Source organism: Pelosinus propionicus DSM 13327 (assembly GCF_900114615.1).
Classification (GTDB): domain Bacteria; phylum Bacillota; class Negativicutes; order DSM-13327; family DSM-13327; genus Pelosinus; species Pelosinus propionicus.
Window position 1 is genome coordinate 145,426 of record NZ_FOTS01000003.1, and the last position, 20,108, is coordinate 165,533.

Annotated in this window: 23 protein-coding genes; 1 reads left to right on the forward strand and 22 read right to left on the reverse strand. The window is 35.5% G+C overall.

What is annotated here, in order from left to right; genetic code table 11:
- Positions 1-64: 64 nt before the first annotated feature.
- Positions 65-262, reverse strand: coding sequence for a DUF1858 domain-containing protein (locus BMZ99_RS02555; protein ID WP_090932702.1), 198 nt, complete (start codon positions 260-262; stop codon positions 65-67).
- Positions 263-453: 191 nt separating this feature from the next.
- Between BMZ99_RS02555 and rpmB the strand changes: the two genes are divergently transcribed.
- The gene (gene rpmB / locus BMZ99_RS02560) at positions 454-645 is read left to right on the forward strand and encodes a 50S ribosomal protein L28 (protein WP_007934404.1); all 192 of its coding nucleotides are present in this window, start codon (positions 454-456) and stop codon (positions 643-645) included.
- A 227-nt stretch (positions 646-872) separates the two neighbouring features.
- Here rpmB and BMZ99_RS02565 read toward each other — a convergent pair whose 3' ends face one another.
- The 21 genes from BMZ99_RS02565 to BMZ99_RS02665 form a co-directional block, all read right to left on the reverse strand.
- The gene (locus tag BMZ99_RS02565) at positions 873-3,965 is read right to left on the reverse strand and encodes an efflux RND transporter permease subunit (RefSeq protein WP_090932634.1); all 3,093 of its coding nucleotides are present in this window, start codon (positions 3,963-3,965) and stop codon (positions 873-875) included.
- On the reverse strand, positions 3,966-5,096 hold the full coding sequence (locus tag BMZ99_RS02570; protein ID WP_090932636.1) for an efflux RND transporter periplasmic adaptor subunit: 1,131 nt from the start codon (positions 5,094-5,096) through the stop codon (positions 3,966-3,968).
- A 71-nt stretch (positions 5,097-5,167) separates the two neighbouring features.
- Positions 5,168-6,268, reverse strand: a complete 1,101-nt coding sequence (gene aroB, locus BMZ99_RS02575; RefSeq protein WP_090932638.1) for a 3-dehydroquinate synthase — start codon at positions 6,266-6,268, stop codon at positions 5,168-5,170.
- Positions 6,255-6,785, reverse strand: coding sequence for a shikimate kinase (locus tag BMZ99_RS02580; RefSeq protein WP_090932640.1), 531 nt, complete (start codon positions 6,783-6,785; stop codon positions 6,255-6,257). Before BMZ99_RS02580 ends, aroB begins: the two co-directional genes overlap by 14 nt.
- Positions 6,786-7,058: 273 nt before the next feature.
- A complete protein-coding gene (locus BMZ99_RS02585; RefSeq protein WP_090932642.1) occupies positions 7,059-7,640 on the reverse strand; it encodes a type IV pilus inner membrane component PilO in 582 nt (193 codons plus the stop codon).
- Positions 7,637-8,173, reverse strand: coding sequence for a PilN domain-containing protein (locus BMZ99_RS02590; protein ID WP_090932644.1), 537 nt, complete (start codon positions 8,171-8,173; stop codon positions 7,637-7,639). Before BMZ99_RS02590 ends, BMZ99_RS02585 begins: the two co-directional genes overlap by 4 nt.
- Positions 8,170-9,237 (reverse strand): type IV pilus assembly protein PilM, encoded by a 1,068-nt coding sequence (gene pilM / locus BMZ99_RS02595; protein ID WP_090932646.1) that lies wholly within the window; start codon positions 9,235-9,237, stop codon positions 8,170-8,172. Before pilM ends, BMZ99_RS02590 begins: the two co-directional genes overlap by 4 nt.
- Before the next feature lie 17 nt (positions 9,238-9,254).
- On the reverse strand, positions 9,255-9,518 hold the full coding sequence (locus BMZ99_RS02600) for a late competence development ComFB family protein (RefSeq protein WP_090932648.1): 264 nt from the start codon (positions 9,516-9,518) through the stop codon (positions 9,255-9,257).
- 14 nt (positions 9,519-9,532) lie between these two features.
- On the reverse strand, positions 9,533-9,976 hold the full coding sequence (locus BMZ99_RS02605) for a hypothetical protein (protein WP_090932650.1): 444 nt from the start codon (positions 9,974-9,976) through the stop codon (positions 9,533-9,535).
- Positions 9,977-10,002: 26 nt separating this feature from the next.
- Complete coding sequence (locus tag BMZ99_RS02610; RefSeq protein WP_090932652.1) at positions 10,003-10,512, reverse strand: PilW family protein; 510 nt, start codon at positions 10,510-10,512, stop codon at positions 10,003-10,005.
- A 27-nt stretch (positions 10,513-10,539) separates the two neighbouring features.
- Positions 10,540-10,944, reverse strand: coding sequence for a hypothetical protein (locus BMZ99_RS02615; protein WP_245754775.1), 405 nt, complete (start codon positions 10,942-10,944; stop codon positions 10,540-10,542).
- A gap of 10 nt (positions 10,945-10,954) precedes the next feature.
- The gene (locus BMZ99_RS02620) at positions 10,955-11,416 is read right to left on the reverse strand and encodes a type II secretion system protein (protein ID WP_090932654.1); all 462 of its coding nucleotides are present in this window, start codon (positions 11,414-11,416) and stop codon (positions 10,955-10,957) included.
- Between the two features lie 9 nt (positions 11,417-11,425).
- A complete protein-coding gene (locus BMZ99_RS02625) occupies positions 11,426-12,169 on the reverse strand; it encodes a prepilin peptidase (protein WP_090932656.1) in 744 nt (247 codons plus the stop codon).
- A gap of 69 nt (positions 12,170-12,238) precedes the next feature.
- Positions 12,239-12,637: a type II secretion system protein gene (locus BMZ99_RS02630; protein WP_090932658.1), complete on the reverse strand. Its 399-nt coding sequence runs from the start codon at positions 12,635-12,637 to the stop codon at positions 12,239-12,241.
- A 46-nt stretch (positions 12,638-12,683) separates the two neighbouring features.
- Positions 12,684-13,910, reverse strand: a complete 1,227-nt coding sequence (locus BMZ99_RS02635) for a type II secretion system F family protein (protein ID WP_090932660.1) — start codon at positions 13,908-13,910, stop codon at positions 12,684-12,686.
- A 21-nt stretch (positions 13,911-13,931) separates the two neighbouring features.
- Positions 13,932-14,984, reverse strand: coding sequence for a type IV pilus twitching motility protein PilT (locus tag BMZ99_RS02640; protein ID WP_090932662.1), 1,053 nt, complete (start codon positions 14,982-14,984; stop codon positions 13,932-13,934).
- 15 nt (positions 14,985-14,999) lie between these two features.
- Positions 15,000-16,520, reverse strand: a complete 1,521-nt coding sequence (locus BMZ99_RS02645) for a GspE/PulE family protein (protein ID WP_090932664.1) — start codon at positions 16,518-16,520, stop codon at positions 15,000-15,002.
- A 214-nt stretch (positions 16,521-16,734) separates the two neighbouring features.
- Positions 16,735-17,958: a secretin N-terminal domain-containing protein gene (locus tag BMZ99_RS02650; protein WP_245754776.1), complete on the reverse strand. Its 1,224-nt coding sequence runs from the start codon at positions 17,956-17,958 to the stop codon at positions 16,735-16,737.
- On the reverse strand, positions 17,958-18,515 hold the full coding sequence (locus BMZ99_RS02655) for a pilus assembly protein PilP (protein WP_245754777.1): 558 nt from the start codon (positions 18,513-18,515) through the stop codon (positions 17,958-17,960). Before BMZ99_RS02655 ends, BMZ99_RS02650 begins: the two co-directional genes overlap by 1 nt.
- A 189-nt stretch (positions 18,516-18,704) precedes the next feature.
- Positions 18,705-19,550, reverse strand: a complete 846-nt coding sequence (locus tag BMZ99_RS02660; RefSeq protein ID WP_090932668.1) for a shikimate dehydrogenase — start codon at positions 19,548-19,550, stop codon at positions 18,705-18,707.
- 15 nt (positions 19,551-19,565) lie between these two features.
- Positions 19,566-20,102, reverse strand: coding sequence for a YqeG family HAD IIIA-type phosphatase (locus tag BMZ99_RS02665; RefSeq protein WP_090932670.1), 537 nt, complete (start codon positions 20,100-20,102; stop codon positions 19,566-19,568).
- Positions 20,103-20,108 lie beyond the last annotated feature (6 nt).

Sequence of the window (20,108 nt, forward strand, 5' to 3'; positions counted from 1 at the left end):
TTCATAAATCGCACTAAGCATTATTAACAATCAAAGCAATAGAAAATAGGCAAAATTGTTTTGCCTATTTTCTATTGCACAGTTCATTTAATTCTTTTAAAAGTGCCTCGACACTAATATTGTGCATTTTAGCGCCATTTTCAATTGTTTCCGTGGCTGCTCCCATGCACCCAATACATCCCATACCATGTTTGGCAAAAACTTCACGTACCAAGGGATGAGATCGAAGCAACTCATTGATTGATGTCTCCTTCGTAATCATTCTGTACGCCTCCCTATCTCTACCATTCATATTCTTTGCTTTTACTTCAATATTTATCATAAAAACTCCTGCAATTATTTTTTATGATAAAGAATTCTACTTATACCTTGCATTTAGTAAGTAGAGTATGCTAGAATATTGATGTTATGGTAATGAGGATATCTTGTCCCTCATCAAAGGAGGTGGAATACATGGCAAATCTTTGTGAAATCTGCAGTAAAAGTCAAACTACTGGCTCTAATGTCAGCCACTCTCATTTAAAAACGAAACGCACTTGGAAACCTAACATTCAACGTGTTAAAGCGGTTGTGAATGGTGAAACGAAAAGAGTTAATACTTGTACTCGTTGTTTACGTTCTGGAAAAGTTCAACGTGCTATCTAATTTTAAATGTAAAAGTCATTATAGATTTTAACTAAAGCACATCAACTTGAAACTAGGTATTTATTGGTTTCAAGCTGTAAGCAGGCAAAGTGCCTCTATCAATATGATTTACTATCATATTGATAGAGGCACTTTTAAATATAGAAGTGAGCGTAAGAAAATCAAAGAGCACTTCATACTATGCATAAGATACCCTTTGATTTTTGTTTCTCAATTTACCTTAACTTTTAGGAGTTTATAATATTATTTAATTTACGTTTTTTAGATGATTGTTGTATTTTATCAATTAGAAAATATACCAATGGTACAATAATGAGAGTTAAAAATGTAGACGTAACTAGCCCACCGATTAAAACAACCCCCATCGATGAACGTAATTCTGCCCCAGCCCCTAGCCCAAGCGCAACAGGCATCATGCCAAAGATCATAGCCATGGTCGTCATCAAAATAGGCCTTAATCTTAAAGCTCCAGCTTCAACTAAAGCATCCGTAATTGGCATACCTTTTTTTTGTAGATGCATGGTGTTATCAATTAATAAAATAGCATTCTTCGTAACAAGCCCCATTAACATGATAATACCAATTAAAGACATCATATTAATCGTTTTTCCTGAAATTAAAAGACCTAAGATTGCCCCAACTAATGAAAAAGGTAATGAAAGCATAATTGTTAAGGGATGGACAAAGCTCTCAAATTCTGCTGCTAATACCATGTAAATTAGTATGACAGCTAGTAGTAATGCTTTGCCGATCTCTTTAAAAGAATCCTGCATCATTTGAGCTTGACCAACAAATTTATAAGTATAACCTAATGGCAAGTTCAAATCAGGAATTAGTTCTTTAACTTTATTGAGTACCTCACCAGTTGACGCACCTACCGTATTGGCATAAACAATAACCTGACGCTGACGAGATTCACGGTCGATTTGCGTAGGACCCGAAGAAAATTTTATATCCGCAATATCGCCAAGCCGCACAAAAGTACCTGTTTTGGATGATATTCTTAAATTGGCAACATCTTGTATACTTAAACGATTTGCAGGCTGTAATTGCACACGAATATCATAATCACTATCTGCAACATTATATTGATTTTTAGTCGTCTTTCCTAAAAATGCAATTTGAATTACATCTCCTGCAATAGTACTGTCAATTCCAGTATCAGCAGCTTTTATAGCATCTAATTTTATTTGAACCTCCGGTTCTGATTGGTCGCTGGAAATATCTACATCCGTTGTACCTGGAATTTGCTTAATTGCTTCTGCCAGGTCATAAGCACTACGGTTAAGCACTTCCAACTCTGGTCCTCTCAGACCAACCTGCACAGGCCGAGAATCACCTCTACCTAAACCTTGATTAGATTGTACTGCAACTTTCAAGTTTTTTACATTGCGAAATTTAACTCTAAGTTCATCCATAATTTGAGACATAGACCGCGAGCGCTTATCGCCATCAATTAATCGCACACCAATACTTACTTTATTTAGTTGTCTATTCGCACCGATTAAAACAAAGGAAGATTCAAGCTCAGGAATGGCTAATACTTGCTTTTCTATTGGTTCTACTAATTCTTTCATCTTATCCATCGATGTACCTGAAGTAGCGGTAAGAATTACATTAAATTCACCTGAATCATACGTAGGCTGAAACTCCACACCAAGAAAAGGTAATAATAGACCATTAAGAAATAAGGATAATATCGCAAATGCAACTAATTTTTTCGGACGTTTTAATGACCATTGGAGAATGAATCTATAATTATCGCGTAAGGTTAGGAATCCCTCTTCCCATTTATCAAGAATCTTTTGCAACCAAGACCAATTTCCTTGTAGTTTTTGGCTCTCTCCATTGTTTTTCAGCCAATAAGCTGCTAGTGTTGGAGTTAAGGTAAATGCCACAAATAATGAGAAAGCTACGGCAAAAGCCACGGTAATACCAAATTGCTTAAAAAATTGACCAATAATTTCCCCCATATTACCGACAGGAACAAAAACAGCCAAGATGGATAAAGTAGTAGCTACAACAGCCAAAGAAATCTCAGTGGTACCAAGTCTAGCCGCCTCCATAGGTGAGAGACCTTCCTCCATATGTCGGAAGATATTTTCAATAACTACAATGGCATCATCAATTAGAATACCCACTGCAAGACTAAGCCCCATGAGAGACATATTATTTAGTGTAAACCCCATCACCTTAAGCGCAAAGAAAGTAGCAATAATTGATGTAGGGATTGCAATGGCGCCTATTAATGTCGCACGAGTATTTTGTAAAAACAAAAATGTGATTACAATTGCTAAAAATCCGCCAAAAATTAGGGATACCATAACATCTTCAACACTACTTCGAATATACTTCGAGCTATCACGAACGATTGAAACTTTTATATCAGACGGCAGTAAATTAGCCTTTATATGTTCCATGCTTTTTATTACTCGCTCTGCGACATCGACAGTATTAGTACCTGATTGCTTCTGAACAGCAATGATTACACTTGGCGTACCATTTGTACGTGCATATACTCGTTCTTCTGCCCAACCATCTTCAATAGTAACAACATCATTTAAGAGAATCGGACGTCCTTGTTGATTAGCTACAATAATATTTTTGATGTCATCAATATTTTTATATTTCCCTATGGTGCGTACTGTTAGTTCAGTCCCCTTCTCATTTACCTTGCCACCAGGTGTATTAATGTTTTGATCATTAATTGAATCACGTATTTGCTGAAATGATATGTTATAGGATTCTATTTTTTTAGGGTCAATATAAATATGAATCTCACGATCTGTTGCTCCAAAAACATCAACCTGAGCAACTCCATCCATTCGTTGTAATTCATCTTTAACAACATCAATAGCAAGTTTGCGAATTTCTCCACGGTTGCGTGTATCAGATGCTAAACTAAAATATACAATTGATTGTGCTGTAATATCAAAACGTTGTACCACTGGCTCATCAATCTCATCAGGGAGTCTTTTACGCACCCCTGCTACCTTTTCTCTAACCTCATTGGCAGCTAGTTTGGGATTCGTACCAAATTCAAATTCCAATGTAATTTGAGAAGCACCCTCCCGAGATACAGAAGATAAAGACTTGATTCCTGAAACAGAACTAACAGCATCTTCAATCGGTTTAGTGATTAGGCTTTCTATTTCTTCCGGTGACGCACCAGTATAAGTAACGGTGATATTAACAATAGGATATTCAACATCAGGATTTAAATCAATACCTAAATATGGATAAGCACCTAACCCAAACACTACAAGCAACATAACAATCATAGTAGTAAATACAGGTCTTTTAATAAAAGTATCAATCATTTACTTTTCACCTTCTTTACCACTAGAAGCATTCACAGCAGAACCATCTTTCAATTTATTTTGTCCTTCAATAACTATACGCTCACCATCGACCAAACCATCCAAAACCTCAGCCCAGCCTTCACCAACATACCCTAATTTTAACATGCGCTGCTGTACTTTATTATCTGTAGTAACGACATAAATCGTCTTTTGGTCTTCACGCATTACTAATGCACGCTCAGGCACTACCAAAGCATTTTTATGTATCGACCCTGGAATTATGATTTTACTAAACATGCCTGGTTTTAATATCCCATTATTTAGAATAGTGATTTCAGCCGTAAATGTCCGTGCTGGCAATGTGGCGGCAGGAGAAATACGTGTAATGACACCAGAAAATTCTTGATCTTGTAAAGCGTTGACTTTGATTTTTACTGGTAAACCCAAAGAAATCTCATTAATCTGCGATTCACCAATTGTGGCTTTTCCTAACAAGGATGAAACATCAGCGATGCTCACGACTTGCGATCCAGTTTTCACATAGGAACCAGCCTGTAAGTATCTTTTAATAATAATACCACTGCGTGGTGCAATAATGTTTGCATTATCCAATCTAGCTTGAAGCAATACTAAATTTCCTTGAGCAGAGCGAACTTGTCCTAATGTTAAATCTCTTTTCGTCCGTGCACTATCTAATGCTTGCGCTGCTAATGCCCCCTGCTTAGCAAGTTCTTGAGCACGGGATAAATCTAACTCAGCTTGTTCTAGACTTGCTTGGCTAGATAACAAATTACCTTTTGCTTGCATGACTTGAGCCTCTAATTCATTGATATCTAGAGTGCCAATAACCATACCAGCAGTTACCGAATCTCCTTCGTCAACATATAATTTATCAAGTCGACCATCGACTTTTGGAGAAATATCGGCATTCCATAATGGTTCAAGATTAGCAGAAACTGTTATCATCGGAATAATATCGCGTCTGTTAGCAACATCAATTTCTACTGCTATGCCACGTCCCTGAGATACTTTTGCGGCACGCTCCTTATTAGCTGAAATGTTAGCATAAATACGAAAGAAAATCACACCAAATAGCGCGAGTGCAACAAAACCTACCATAATAATACTTCTTTTCTTTTTTACATTCACTACTTCTAATCCTCCATAAAATTTGTACATTTCCTTTGCTTCATTTGATCTATTAAGAATATATGTATTTTCTAGAATGGAGTATTTGACTGAGTAATTTCTGCTAATGCCAGTTTTACAATATTCTCTGGTACTTGATTACATAATTTTACCTCGCCAATTTCATTGAGTAAAACCCACGTAATTTTATTATCTAACACTTTTTTATCTCTATACAACAATTTAAATAAGTCGTCAATCCCACATTCAGGTGCAGATACTGGTAAATTAAATTGCAGTAAAATATGCTTCAGAATGTCAACCGTTGCTTGACTACACATATTAAGGTGCTTACTAATGAGCGCCGCTCCATACATACCAATAGCAACTGCTTCACCATGATTATATCTACTAAAATTAGTATCAGCCTCAATTGCATGACCAATGGTATGTCCAAAATTTAAAATAGCTCGTATCGAACTCTCGCATTCATCTTGCTCTACTACCCACGCTTTAATCTCACATGATCTACGCACAATCTCAGTTAATACTTCAGGCCTTTTGTCTAAAATCTGCTGATAATGATCACAAAGATAGGTAAAAAACTCCTTGTCAGCAATCATACCGTATTTTATAACCTCTGCTAAACCAGTGTATAGCTCACGATTTGGCAATGTACTTAGAAAATTAATGTCGATCAGTACCATGCGAGGCTGATAAAAGGCACCAATTAAATTTTTCCCCATAGGATGATTAACAGCAACCTTCCCCCCCACACTAGAATCTACTTGCGCTAGTAATGAAGTTGGTATTTGTATAAAAGGTACACCCCTGAGATAGGTAGCTGCTACAAAACCCGAAAGATCACCAATTACTCCCCCCCCTAATGCAATAATGGCACAATTACGGTCAAGCTTTAAGGTAATTGCTTTTGTATATAATTCCATTGCCATATCTACGCTTTTAGAATGTTCTCCAGTTGACACACAACATAATTCCGCTGCATATCCATCCTTCACCAGTAATTCTACCATCTGTCTGCCATATAAATTCCCAACGGTAGTATCAGAGATCACTAGTATTTTTTTATTTACCTTCATAGTCTGCATAAAATTACCAATTAAATTGCTAGCAGAGACGTCAATATGAATATTGTAACTTCTTTTTTCTAATTTAACTTTAACGTTTACCACGCAAGTAACCTCCTTGTCGTAAAAAAAATAGAATTTCATTAATAACCTGTTGTAGTGACTTACTACTGGTATTGATACTATAATCTGCATTATAGTATAGCTCGGCTCTTTCTTTAAGTAATTTTTTTATAATTCTCTCACGTTGAGCAAAATCATCTAATAATGGACGCGTATTGCGTCGACCTGTTCTCTCTAAGATAGCCTCAACAGAGGCAGCGAGAGTAATGATAACACCGTTCCGTTTTAAATTATTCATATTTTCAAGGGATAATACTACACCACCACCTGTTGCAATTACAGCATTCTTATAATGAGACAATTTGGCAATAACCATTTTTTCTTGTTGTCGGAAATAGAATTCACCATATACTTCAAAGATTTCACGAATACTGAGATTATTTTCATATTCCATTTTTTTGTCGCTATCAAAAAATGGTCGCCCCAAACGATTGGCTAAGAGTCTGCCAACGGTTGTTTTTCCTGTTCCCATAAAGCCTATCAACACAATATTTTTCATGGGTATTACCGAAAAACTCTTTGGCAATATGTATCGACCTTAGCATATAAATCAGTGTAATTACCTTTCGAAGGTGTTATTATGGGTATCATGTCAGCCATCTGGACTCACCTCATCAAAATTCTAAAAATAAACATGCAGTACGGTTATTAATGTTGCGCTTTCTTCCATTCGCTATTAATAACAGCACTGCATGTACTACTTTTCAAAGCTTATTATATAATATATTACTATATAATTGTAAATATCTAAAGTTAATTGTATTTTTTTTATTTAATCAGTAATTCCACTATTTTTGTTAGCTAAATAAGGTAGACCATAGCTATAAATTTTTACTAATAACTTAGTTTCTAATCTATTTTTGCTAGGTAACATAGTAACCATAATCACATTTGTAAAACGAGAGTTATTTTCTATTTTTTTTATAAATTGCATAGATTCTATAAAACCACCAATTAGTGATATCTCTACCTCATATTCTCGATAACCGTCTTTATTCATAATTTTAGTTGGTTTCAGATAATTAAGTTCCATACTGCATTCTTTTGAAAGTTCTTCGACTTGCATTACAAAAGAACTACTCTCAGGGTCATCAGGAAGAATTCTATTAATCTGCATTAAATTCTTATCTAATTCAAGCATATATTGTTCTGGATTAGGATGAATAAGTAAGAATTCTTCAATAAATTTCACTTGCTGACGTTCTGTATATAATTGCATTGTTAATTGATCAATACTATCCCGTTGTGGCAGCAATAAGGACGAATAAACTAACCAAGTTGCTGCTATCATCCCCATAATCACTAATGATAATTTATACTTTATCACCATCTTGCTCCATGATAAAGAAATCATTGTCGCATCTCCTTAGATTTTACTGTTATTTCAAATAAAAGAAGCGACGCTACTGTATCACTCTCAACTTTTACCAAAGTTGGTTCAAGAAAGAAAGAATCCTTTTCCATCTTTTCTATAAATTCAGCAACAACAGAATAGGTCGTTGCTACTCCTTTCAGTTGCAATAAACCTTTATCAGTTTTATTCAGATTAGTAAGCCACAATTGTTGCGGCATCATCGCTATGATGCGTTGAATCACAGTATAGAAGGGCTGACGTTCATTCGTCAAAAGTGCAACAATTCTTTTTTTTGTGTCAATTAATTGCAACTTATCATTGCTCTTTTTTATAATCTTTAATGTTGGTTGTAATAATTCATATTGGTTGCGAGTTGCTAGCAGTTCTTTCTCTATTTTCAATATCTTAAACGCATTATGCATATATATACTGCTATAGATTAATACCAGTAAAATACTTAAGATGAAAATCAACTTATTAATATGCCATTTTGATTGACGTTCTGAAAGCGGTAAGAGATTAATCGAATTCATCTTCTACCTCCACGTAAGGACAAACCAATTGCGGCACCTAATTGAGGAGCTATATTTTGCAGATAGGATCTATCAAAGGACTCTGGGATTTCTAACTTAAATAATGGGTCATGCATAACAACAGGTAAATCTAGTTGTTTACTCAAATAGAAGACCAAATTCTTTATTTGAGATCCTCCGCCAGTGAGATAGACATTATCAATAGACACCATTTTATTTTGCAATTGATAATATTCAGCAGTTCGTTGTACATCCCTAAGAAATTCCGCAAAAAATAATTCTAAATGCTGCCTTTCTCCATTACGCTCTTTGGAATCATCCAAACTAAATAAATCGATATGCCTTTTCTTTAATTGTTCTGCTTCATAAAACGAAATGCTCTTTGCTTGCATTATAACTTCAGTCATGCGTTGACCGCCTAAAGGAATATTGCGAATGATAACGGGAAAACCGTTTTGAAATACAGTAATTTGAGACAAGAGTTCACCAATGTCAATAATCATAACATTTTCTGCGTCAGTAAAAGTACGATATAGAGCTAAGGGTTCCACTTCGATAGCCACTGGTATAAGTCCTGCATTTTTGAGAATACTGGTAATTGTATTAATGGTTTTATGAGGTGATGCTATTAATAATACTCTTATTTCTGATTCAATATCACCTCTACCCATTATTGAATAATCAAAATAAAAACTATCGGGTGGATAAGAAATATATTTTTCTTGTTCCCATTTAATCGCTTCCTTTAGCTCTTCTTTTGTCATTACTGGAAGGATCAATTCACGAGCAAGTATTTCACGACCACCAACAGCTGTGACTGCATATTTACTTGATATACGAGTCTTTGCAAGCAATTGAATGAGAATATTAGTTAATCTTTTGCTATTAGAAATTTGTCCATTTTCAATAATTTCAGGTGGCAACATTTCGAGACCAAAACTTTTAAGTACAGGTCGTCCCTTGCTCCAAGATATTTCTACAATTTTAATAGCACCTGTTCCAAAATCAATTCCAACTACATCCTGCTTCCCTTCTAAAAATAACTTTTGGATTCTTTTCCACATGAAAATCACCTATTTTCTTAGTGATGAGGAGTCTTCTTTACAATATTAATTGCTTGAGTAATAGCAGAAACGATATCAACATGGAACTGTTGATCCAATGAGTCAATTTTCGAATAGGTTGCACCTGAAGAAGTTACAACATAACGTGTAGGAAGAGAATTTAGAGCCAATGCAGCGATATCATATCGACAGCGCTCACAATTACACGTTGTGCGATTGGCCTTTATAACGATATCCAATTTTTCCATTACTAATTTTTCCATATAGTTTTTAATTTCCATAATAATCCCTCTCCTTAATATTCCCAAATAACCTCAAATGGATCTCCTTTGCCCACTGGTAATCGTATTTGCGCGCTAATTTGGCGCTTTGCCTTGTTAACACTACCGATGGATGTGACCACTCTCAGATTCTCATCAGTTATTGCTGGTTTGAGTGTAGTTGTAACAGTACAACTGGCAACAGTAGATCTATTTTCATCAATAACATATGTTGTTACATTTTTTTTAGTTTTAGTTTCAATAACAAAATTTGGATCTGTCTTAAGTTGAACAATTGCCCATTGTATTCCGCCTTCGGCTATATACTGAGCAGCGACACCATCACGATGATTTGCTGATATTTCTATGTCTATCTTGCTTAATACAATAAGACCAATCCCCATTATCCCTAATAACATCATAGCAATTAGCGCTAGTATAGCTGCCAGACCACGCTCACTTCTCACGATATATACCAAGGTAACATCCCCTTTTTCTTACTGGATCACTGTAAATTAAAAGGGTAACAAGCTGTCCAAAGCAATGTTCTTTCCCCAGTACTCGTATTAGTGACTTCTAAAGTTACCAGTACAGCCTTGCTATTTTCACGCTGAACAAACTGCAGGTCTGTCACAAGATTTTCTGTTATTGGGCTGCTAGAAATACCACCAGGAGGAATTGCCTTTGTCTTATCTATAAGAACATATAATGTTTTAGAATGAAGGCCTTCGCCTAATTGAAATGTTCTGATTTCTCCGTTTACCTTTGTTACTACTAAAGATGAAGTATTTTTTAAGGTAATTTGCTGAGCATATCGTATATCCTTTACAATAGAATCCATCGCAATGCGCGCTGTTTGATTAAGTTGGCTTTGCTGCTTACCAAATGTCCAAACTTTTAAAGAACCGGAAAATAAATTTACGGTACTAGAAAGCAAACATAAAATTAGAGTTATACCAATTACCAGTTCAATTAAAGTCAATCCATGTTGAGCTAAAAAGTATTTTCTCTTCACTGATTCACCTTCAATATAAGAACTATTTTAATTTATTTTTGAATAAAATGTAACAAGATGGATACTATAATCTTTTTGTAGTTCCTGCCAAGTAATATTTACGGTTACTTGCACAAGTTGACTACCACATGCGGATGCCACTGCATAAGTTGTCAACTTGTACCCTGCAGGAGGAAGAAATCTCTCATCTTCCCACGGTATGGCGCAAGGCAACTGCAATTCTGCCCAATATACTGGAGACCTATTTTTTAATAGCTCTAATTGTTTCTGTGCTAGATTCGTGGCTACTGTATAATCTCCTGCAATTTTTTCTAACTGTAAAGCTTGGGTAAACAATATAGAAATACAAAGTAACGAGGTACAAATAATAAAAAGTCCCAGCGCTACATCAGCTAAAATGAAACCTCGATTTCCCTTCCGCCTAGACATCATATATTACCTTCTATTCATCAGGATGTGTATTTATGAAATCGCTTATACGAACACGCCCAGTAATGGGTGCAAGAATAACATATTTCCATTGTTTTAATTTTTTACTCCTTATAGAAATAGTTTGTGCACCAGTTTTTGGCGCTCCACTCTGTCCAAATGAAATATAAGAATGATTACCAGAAAGAGTCACTGATTCTGGAAATATAACATTCTTTACTCTGGTAGTATTTGCAGTAACATAATAACCATAAGGTGTAGTATTATAAAAGAACATTGCGTACGCCGTTGTATCTACCCCAGCGTTGATTGAAATTTGTTGCAACCAACGAATATCAGCTGCCAATTGACTAGATGTATTCTCTAATTCTTGTTTCTCTAATGATTGCCCGAGGGTTGGTATTGTCACAATCGCAAAAATATTAAGGATAGCAATACATACTAGAATTTCAATTAAGGTAAAACCTCGCTGCATATGTCCACCTCAATATAGCATTTCTAAATACCAAATAATTATTTCACTGCCATATAACATAGTAACAAAGGCACTAAGAGCCATACAAGGGCCAAAAGGAATGAAATCTTTATGACTTTTAAAATTGAAAAGCACTAACAACAAACCACCTATTCCACCACATACAAAGGATAATAATAACACAAGTAATAAACATTTCCAGGTTAGCCATATACCAAGAGTTGCAGCAAACTTTATATCACCATCTCCCATTCCACCACGACTGACAAGTGCAATTATAAACAGCAATCCACCCCCAAGTAGACTAGACAGCAGCATATCCTCAAAGTCCAAATTATTCGTCAAAAAATTTATAACAATACCAGCTCCAGAAAACCATAGGAGAACCTTATCTAATATCAGTTGATGATCATAGTCAATGAAGGTAATAATAAGTAAAAAAGCTGTAAGAACAATGGCTTTCATAAACAAACATGTTAATCCATATGTTTGAAAACATACACTAAACAAAATAGCCGTTATTATCTCTACTAAAAGATAACGTGAGGAAAACGTAGCTTTGCAATATCGGCAACTACCTCGTAATAACAGATAACTAATCACTGGGATTAAATCCCATAGTTTAAGATGTGCACCACAAATGCTACAGTGGGATGACGGAATGATAATGGATTGATTATATGGCAAACGACAAATACAGACATTTAGGAAGCTACCGATCAAAAAGCCTAAGAGGATTACTATTATTAACACTATTTTTCTCCCTTACATTTGAATCCAAAAAAACAAGACTGGTAACACATAATGGTTATTTATGATTAGTTACCATATATCAGTAGAAGTATAATCTGAACTGCCAGGAGATTTTCTTGTCATGCCATTTGAGGATACGCCAATCAATTTATAGTCATCACCACTCCCTTTCGTATAAATCAAATCAGCAGAGTTAGCTTGTGCATCTTTAGGCCATACATTAATGTAAGCTGCTAGATCAGCTTTAGTAGCTGGATACATATTATTATTTGCACGATACAATATAAGAGCACTATCAACCGTGCGAAAATCAGCTTTAAGCCTTCCATCTCTTGCCGCCGCAGTTGAAGCAGTAAATTTCGGCATCGCAATAGCTGCCAAAACTCCAATTATAGCAATTACGATCATTAATTCGATTAATGTAAATCCCTGTTGATCTCTTATTTTCTTCTTTAATTTGATAGACATATAATTACCTCTTTTATGATTATATTCTACGAAAGTCCATCAATAATCAGTTATAGATGTTCCCAGAATTCGCTATAAGATCAAATATCGGCATCATAATGGATATCACGATTAAACCAATGACTATTCCCAAAGTCCCAATAATAACAGGTTCAATAATACTGCTAAAACGGCCAACTACATCATCTACATCACTTTCATAGAAATCGGCGATCTTTTCAAGCATCTTATCCAATGTACCACTTTCCTCACCGATGGAAAGCATCTGGATGACCATAGGAGTAAATACTTTGCTTTTTGCTAAAGTAGATGCTAGCGCCATCCCTTCCTTGATAGCAGCTTGTGCTTCTTCTAATGCTTCTATCATGCTAAAATTACCGGTAGTCTTTTTTACAACATCTAAAGCAATTATTATCGGCACACCACCATGAAGCAGAGTGCTTAAGGTGCGGCTGAATCGAGCAATACCAATTTTGCGGGATAACATACCAACTACAGGAATTTTTAGTATCAATTTATCAATTATTTTTCTAGCTGGTTCTCGTTGATATGCAACCTTTAACTCAAATGTTCCTACTATAATGAAAGCGAATAAAAATAAGGCATAATTATGCAGAATATTGCTAGTCACCAGTAATATACGAGTAAGTAATGGTAGCTCCATTTTAAAGTTATCAAACATTTGTACAAAAGTCGGTAAAACAAATGTTAAAATAAAACTAACAGATACACTTGCCATAACACTGACTACTGCCGGATAGATCAGAGCTGATTTAATCTTCTCATTCAATCTATGTTCTTTCTCAAAGTGATTCGCTAAACGATTGAATACATTATCTAGTAACCCGCCCACCTCTCCAACTTCTACCATATTAACCATAAGACTAGGAAATATGGTAGGATAATCACCTAAACAACGAGATAATGGTTCTCCTTCTTTAACTTTTTTACTGACGTTTTGTAATGCTTTTTTTATGCGTAGATTATTGGTTTGTACAATGAGAATATCGAGAGAAACTATTAACGGTAAACCTGCATCAATCATAGTGGCAAACAAACGACAAAGAACAGATATCTCTTTTAAACTACTCCTTCTTAAGTGGTCTATGAAGTTATTATATAAATTTTCACCACCTTCTTCCTTAATCTGAGTAATAAAATATCCTTTTTCTCGGATATGAGCTGCAACTGCCGATTTGCTTTCAGCAAAGATACTGCCAGTCAGTATTTTTCCATTACGATTTTTAGCTCTATATCCAAAAATTTTCGCCATTTATGCTCTCCTACTTTCCATTTATTTATTAGCGAAACTAGCAAAGTTCTCTTCATCTATGGCGCGAATGATTGCTTCATCATATGAGATGATTCCACGACGATATAAATTTTGTAAAGCACTGTCCATCGTTAGCATTCCAACTTTTGCACCAGTCTGAATGATGGACGTTAATTGATGAATCTTGCCTTCACGAATCACATTACGCACTGCAGGAGTAGCAATCAAAATTTCTAAAGCAGCTACTCGTCCAATCTGATCAATTCGAGGCAACAACTGCTGAGCAATAATTCCCTGCAATATAAGCGATAGCTGTATACGGATTTGTTGCTGCTGATATGAAGGAAAAGCATCAATAATACGATTTATGGTTTGAACAGCACTGCCAGTGTGCAAAGTGGCAAAGACTAAGTGCCCTGTTTCTGCTGCCGTAATGACCGTAGCAATAGTTTCTGAATCACGCATTTCTCCTACCAAAATAACATCTGGATCTTCTCTTAAAGCAGCTCTAAGAGCATTCGCAAACGATTTGGTATCAGTATTGATTTCCCGTTGATTAACAATTGACTTGTTATGCTTATGTAAAAATTCAATAGGATCTTCTAGTGTAAGAATATGACAAAATCGTTCCTGGTTAATTAGATTAATCATTGCCGCTAAAGTTGTTGATTTACCGCTTCCTGCGGGACCAGTAACCAGAACTAATCCTCCTCTAGCCTGACAGGCAAGAGCTCTTACAACACGTGGATGCCTCAGTTCTTCTAATGTAGGTATTTTTTCATTTATAACCCGAATTGCAATAGCCACTGAACCACGTTGGTGAAAAGCATTGACTCGAAAACGACTAAGACCAGGAACTGAATAGGCAAAGTCAATTTCGCCATGCTCATAAAATTTTTGCTGTTGCTCTGGAGTTGAAATTTCTTTAAACAATCTTTCTGTATCATTTACGTTTAGTATCATATGGTTAGTAGGTACAAGTTGACCATCAATTCTGAATATGGGTGGTACTCCTGCAGTAATGTGCAAATCAGATGCTCGGCTATATACAGCTTGATCCAATAACTGATTCATCACAATTATCCTCCGCTAGCTACATGCTACGCGCATAATCTCTCTTACATCTGTCAAACCAGTACGTGCTTTTTCAATACCATCCTGACGCATGGTTATCATACCTTGTGCGATAGCAATATTGCAAATTTCTTCACTAGAGGCTCTACGGTTAATAGCCTCTCTAATTTGAGAAGTTATGGGCATGACTTCATGAATTGCCATACGACCTTGATAACCTGTATGATTACAATGACCACACCCAGCTCCTTGATGTAACCTAATAGGTACGTTAGCTTCAACACCTAAAAATAAACGTTCTAAGGCTCCAGCAGAAGGTATGTAACTTTCTCGACATTTAGGACAAAGTGTTCTGACGAGTCGTTGTGCAACCACCCCTAAAACTGATGATGCCACTAAAAAAGGAGCAACATACATATCGAGTAAACGAGTAATTGTTCCTGCTGCATCATTGGTGTGCAGAGTGCTAAAAACAAGATGGCCAGTTAATGCCGCCCTAATAGCGATATCAGCAGTTTCACTATCGCGTATCTCGCCGACTAATAAGATATTCGGGTCTTGTCGCAATGCAGACCGAAGTGCACTGGCAAAAGTCAAGCCTGCTTTTGGATGAACTTGTACTTGATTGACTCCTCCTAGACGATACTCTACAGGATCTTCTAAAGTTATAATATTCTGATTTGGCGAATTCACTTGATTCAAGGTAGAGTATAAAGTAGTTGTTTTACCGGAGCCAGTAGGACCAGTGACTAGTACCATTCCATAGGATTGAGAATATATCTTGCGATAGATTTTACTATTTTCAGTAGAAAAACCAAGTTTATTAATATCCAAAATAACTCTCTGTTGATCCAACAAACGCATTACCACTTTTTCACCCATAATTGTAGGCAAAGTAGACACTCGAATATCAATATTACCCTCTGTTCCTTTAATTCTAATTCGCCCATCTTGCGGTATGCGTTTCTCTGCAATATCCATATCACTAATAATCTTAATCCGAGCAACAATTGCGGGGTGAATCTCGCGGGGAAAACTGCTGATTTCTCGTAGCATACCATCAATACGAAAGCGGACACGTAATGCCGTATCTTGAGGTTCAATGTGTATATCACTAGCCATATTTTTAATTGCTTGATCCATAAGAGAATTAACTAATTCAATGATTGGAGCATCATCTGCTGTCTGAAGCTTTGCTGTTAACCTTACATCTTCTGGGCGCATTTTATTAATAGCCTTTTCAACTAAGCCTTGTATACCGTAGCATTCTCTGATAGCTCGTAATATATCTTTTTCTGCAGCAATAACAGGCTCTACATCAAAACCTGAAGCCATTCGAATATCATCAATCGCATAAAAATTTGTTGGATCAGTCATTGCTATAATAATCTTATTATCAGCAACTTTTATCGGGATCACTTGATGCCGCTCTGCTAATGTCGCTGGAATCAGTGCTGCTAGCTCTGGTGTAACACAGATACTTGACAAATCAATCTGAGGTATACCCAATTTAGTTCTTAAGACTTGATGTTCCATACTTTTACACCGCCTCTTATAAAGAAAGCAACCAAACTTCAAATATATTTATTAAAATTTGTAATACACCTTGCCAACCGATTACACTACTTTCGCAATATCATTGCGAATATTTTCACATCTATTTTATTGCTTATCCTTCTACATTTTACAATAAATTCCTGCTAAATATATTATAGAACATCAAATTGCAATCTTTTTTCTGTTTTTCTAATCATTGGACTAGTTTTGCTGTCAAAAAAATGATTACTTCCGTTTCTATTTTTGAATTATGTACACTTTTAAACATCATACCAATTAATGGTAGTTCGCTTAAGAAGGGTATCTTATTATTTATTTTAGATTCTTCACTGCCAAGGAGACCACCAATCACCATCGTCTCACCATCCTTCATGCAGACCGTGCTTTCTACCTCACGGGTAGTAATGCGATAGTTCTTAATATCCGTTACTAAGCTAGGAGTACTAACCTCTGTCTGTACTTTTGCAGTAATAGTTCCATCAGCAGTAATCGTAGGAGTATAGGTAAGTTTTATGCCGGTATCTATATATTCTACTGTAGTAGTCGTTTTCCCATCTTCCATTCTCTCAGTAAGGACTGGAATATGATCGCCAATTAAAATCCGAGCTTCATTTCCATTAATGGTAGTCACTTTAGGGCTAGCTAATATTTTAGCATTGCCATTACTAATGAGGGCATTAATTTTTGCTTGATAGTAAAATTCGTAAGGATATCCCTCAGGATTACGACCAAATTGAATAATTCCTTTTCCTGTATCACGCGTAACTTTACCTGGTTCAATAGTCGTTACACCATTTGCAATCTTGACTTGCTCTGGACTATATCCTGCATATTGAGGTGTAACATCCCATGACCAATCTATCCCTAACTCTTTTGTTTTCTCTTTATTAATTGCCACTACTTTAGCCTCAATAGTCACTTGCTGCTTTGGAATATCAATATCGGTTAATAATGTTTTAATGCGAGCGCAATCTGAAACGGAACCACTAACTATTATGCTATTTGATATTTCATCACTTTCTGCTTTTAATTTTAGACTGCTCATAATGGGTTCCAATGTTTTCTTGATATCAATAGCACGAATATAACGCAACTTATATATTTCTGTTACTTTCATATCTGCAGGTTCTATAATAAATGAATCACCTATTTTCCGATAGGATAATCCCTTAGCAGACGTAATTAAATTTAAAGCACTTTCAAAATTTGTATTCTTAAGTCTCATAGTAATAGTACCTTTTATCGAATCGTCAATAATGATATCTACATTATCAATGGTAGCAAGTGTATGTAATATTATTCGTATATCTTCATCTATGAAATTAAGATCAATATTTTGTGGATCTGCCATAGCAATCCTACAAATCGGTATTGACAGAATCAATATCATTGCGACAATACAGTTATTATATTTCATTATTTAGTACCTCCTTTCTCTCTCGCAGGCTCTAACGAAATAGATAATTGACTATTTCTATTTTTCAGAATAATACAATCATCTTGTATCGCGATAAGTTGATAGATACCAATAAATTCATTTAATTTATAAGCTTTGCTCTTTCTATCAGATTGTATAACTGCAATATGGCAATTATCAGTATTGATAATTCCAGTAAGCTTTATCCTCTCTTTTACTTTAAGGAAAAGAGCTTGATTTGCGTCTGTTACAGTTTCCTGGTTAAATATTGTAGTAACGCTGTTTTCTTTCTGCGCTTCAAAATTATCCTTTCTAATAGCAGGAGGCATAAAAGGATCACGCTTCAACTGTTCATTATTTTGATTTCCAACCGGCATAACTACTTTATCTGTATTTCTAACATTAGGTGTAATGTTATTCTCAACAACAATAGGAGAAACCTGAATATTTGAAGGCCTAAATAAAATTATTGTAATTATGGATGTCACCCCTATTACAAATATCACCTTTAATCGATGATTTGCTGCATTTTTTTTAAATTGCGTTAATTTTTCCAAAATCTGCTCACTCCTAATCTATTGATTATAAAGTAATGCAATAATATCTTGAGAGTATTGACATGTCTAATATATAGCACAATAAGAGGCTCAGATCCCAGGACCTAAGCCTCAATGTCCTCATTAAGTGTATTTTTACTAATTGGGAAGATTGTTGTTTTGTAAGTTTATGTTACTAACATGCAATACTTACAGATATTCTTTTAATGCGTCAGTCATAATTTGTCGAGGAGCTTGCTCACCTGTCCAAAGTTCAAAAGCCAAGGCCCCCTGCTCAATTAGCATTCCTAAACCATTTAAAGCTATATGACCGTGTTTTTTAGCTGAAAGTAATAGTTGAGTCTTGGAGGGATTATAAATTAAATCGCAAATGACAGCATCTGGATTTAAACTCTCCCAAGGTATAGGCAGAACTTCTGTATCATGAACTGACATACCAATTGGAGTGCTATTTATCAAAATATCACATTCTTGCAATAAATTTTGAAAATCGTAATCCTCCCAATCATAAGCTTGTATGTCTACATTTGTTGAAAAATTTCTTACAAATTGCTGCGCTTTTTCAAGATTTCTAGCACCAATTATAACCTTTTTTATCCCATGTTGAAAAAGACCACACGCAACAGCCCTTGCAGCCCCACCAGCTCCTAACATAACCGCTGTTTGTTCAGTAATTTTAACACTATTTGAAAGTACTGACCGGACAAACCCTTGAGCATCGGTGTTATAACCAATCGATTTACCATCTTTTATTACAACTGTATTTACAGCCCCAACTAATTGGGCACTAAAGTCAATTTCATCAAGATAGGACATTATCTTCACCTTATGAGGTATAGTCACATTTACACCCGCAAAATCCATTACTTTTAAACCTGCAACAGCCTGAGCTAAATTCTCCGGATGAACAGGCAATGGAACATATACAAAATCAAGATGTAGGGCTTCAAAAGCTGCATTATGCATTATGGGCGATAAGGAATGTCCTAAGGGCCAACCTAATATACCTATTTTTTTAGTTTTACTCGTAATCATTGCACTAACTCCATTTCAATAATTATCATTTTTGATAATCGCACTTTTATTTATAAGTCCTTTAGACTCTAAAACTCGGACAGCTAGCCGTTCCAAGCGCCGGGTAATTTTAGTACCAATAAATTCTTGCGAACTTAATGGACGAACCCAAATCGTGACTAAACCAATACGATTACCACCAAGTATGTCCGTAAATAATTGGTCACCAATTACCGCTACCTTCTCCTCAGATAATTCCATAGCTGCTATTGCATGTCGAAATCCTGTTTTTGCTGGTTTATAAGCCCTAGAGACAAAAGGAATGTTAAAAATATCTGCTATCTCTTTTACTCTCTTCTCCATATTGTTGGATAACAAACAAATTTTAAACCCTTCCTTTAGTAAAGTATTTACCCTTTCAATGATCTCAGGTGACATCTGTTGTTGATCCCAAGGAATAATCGTATTATCTAAATCAAAGATAATTCCCTCAATTCCTAGTTCTTTTAGTTTATGACACTCAAGATCATGTAAAGAATTCAATATCATACGAGGACATAAAAGGTTATACAAAAATTT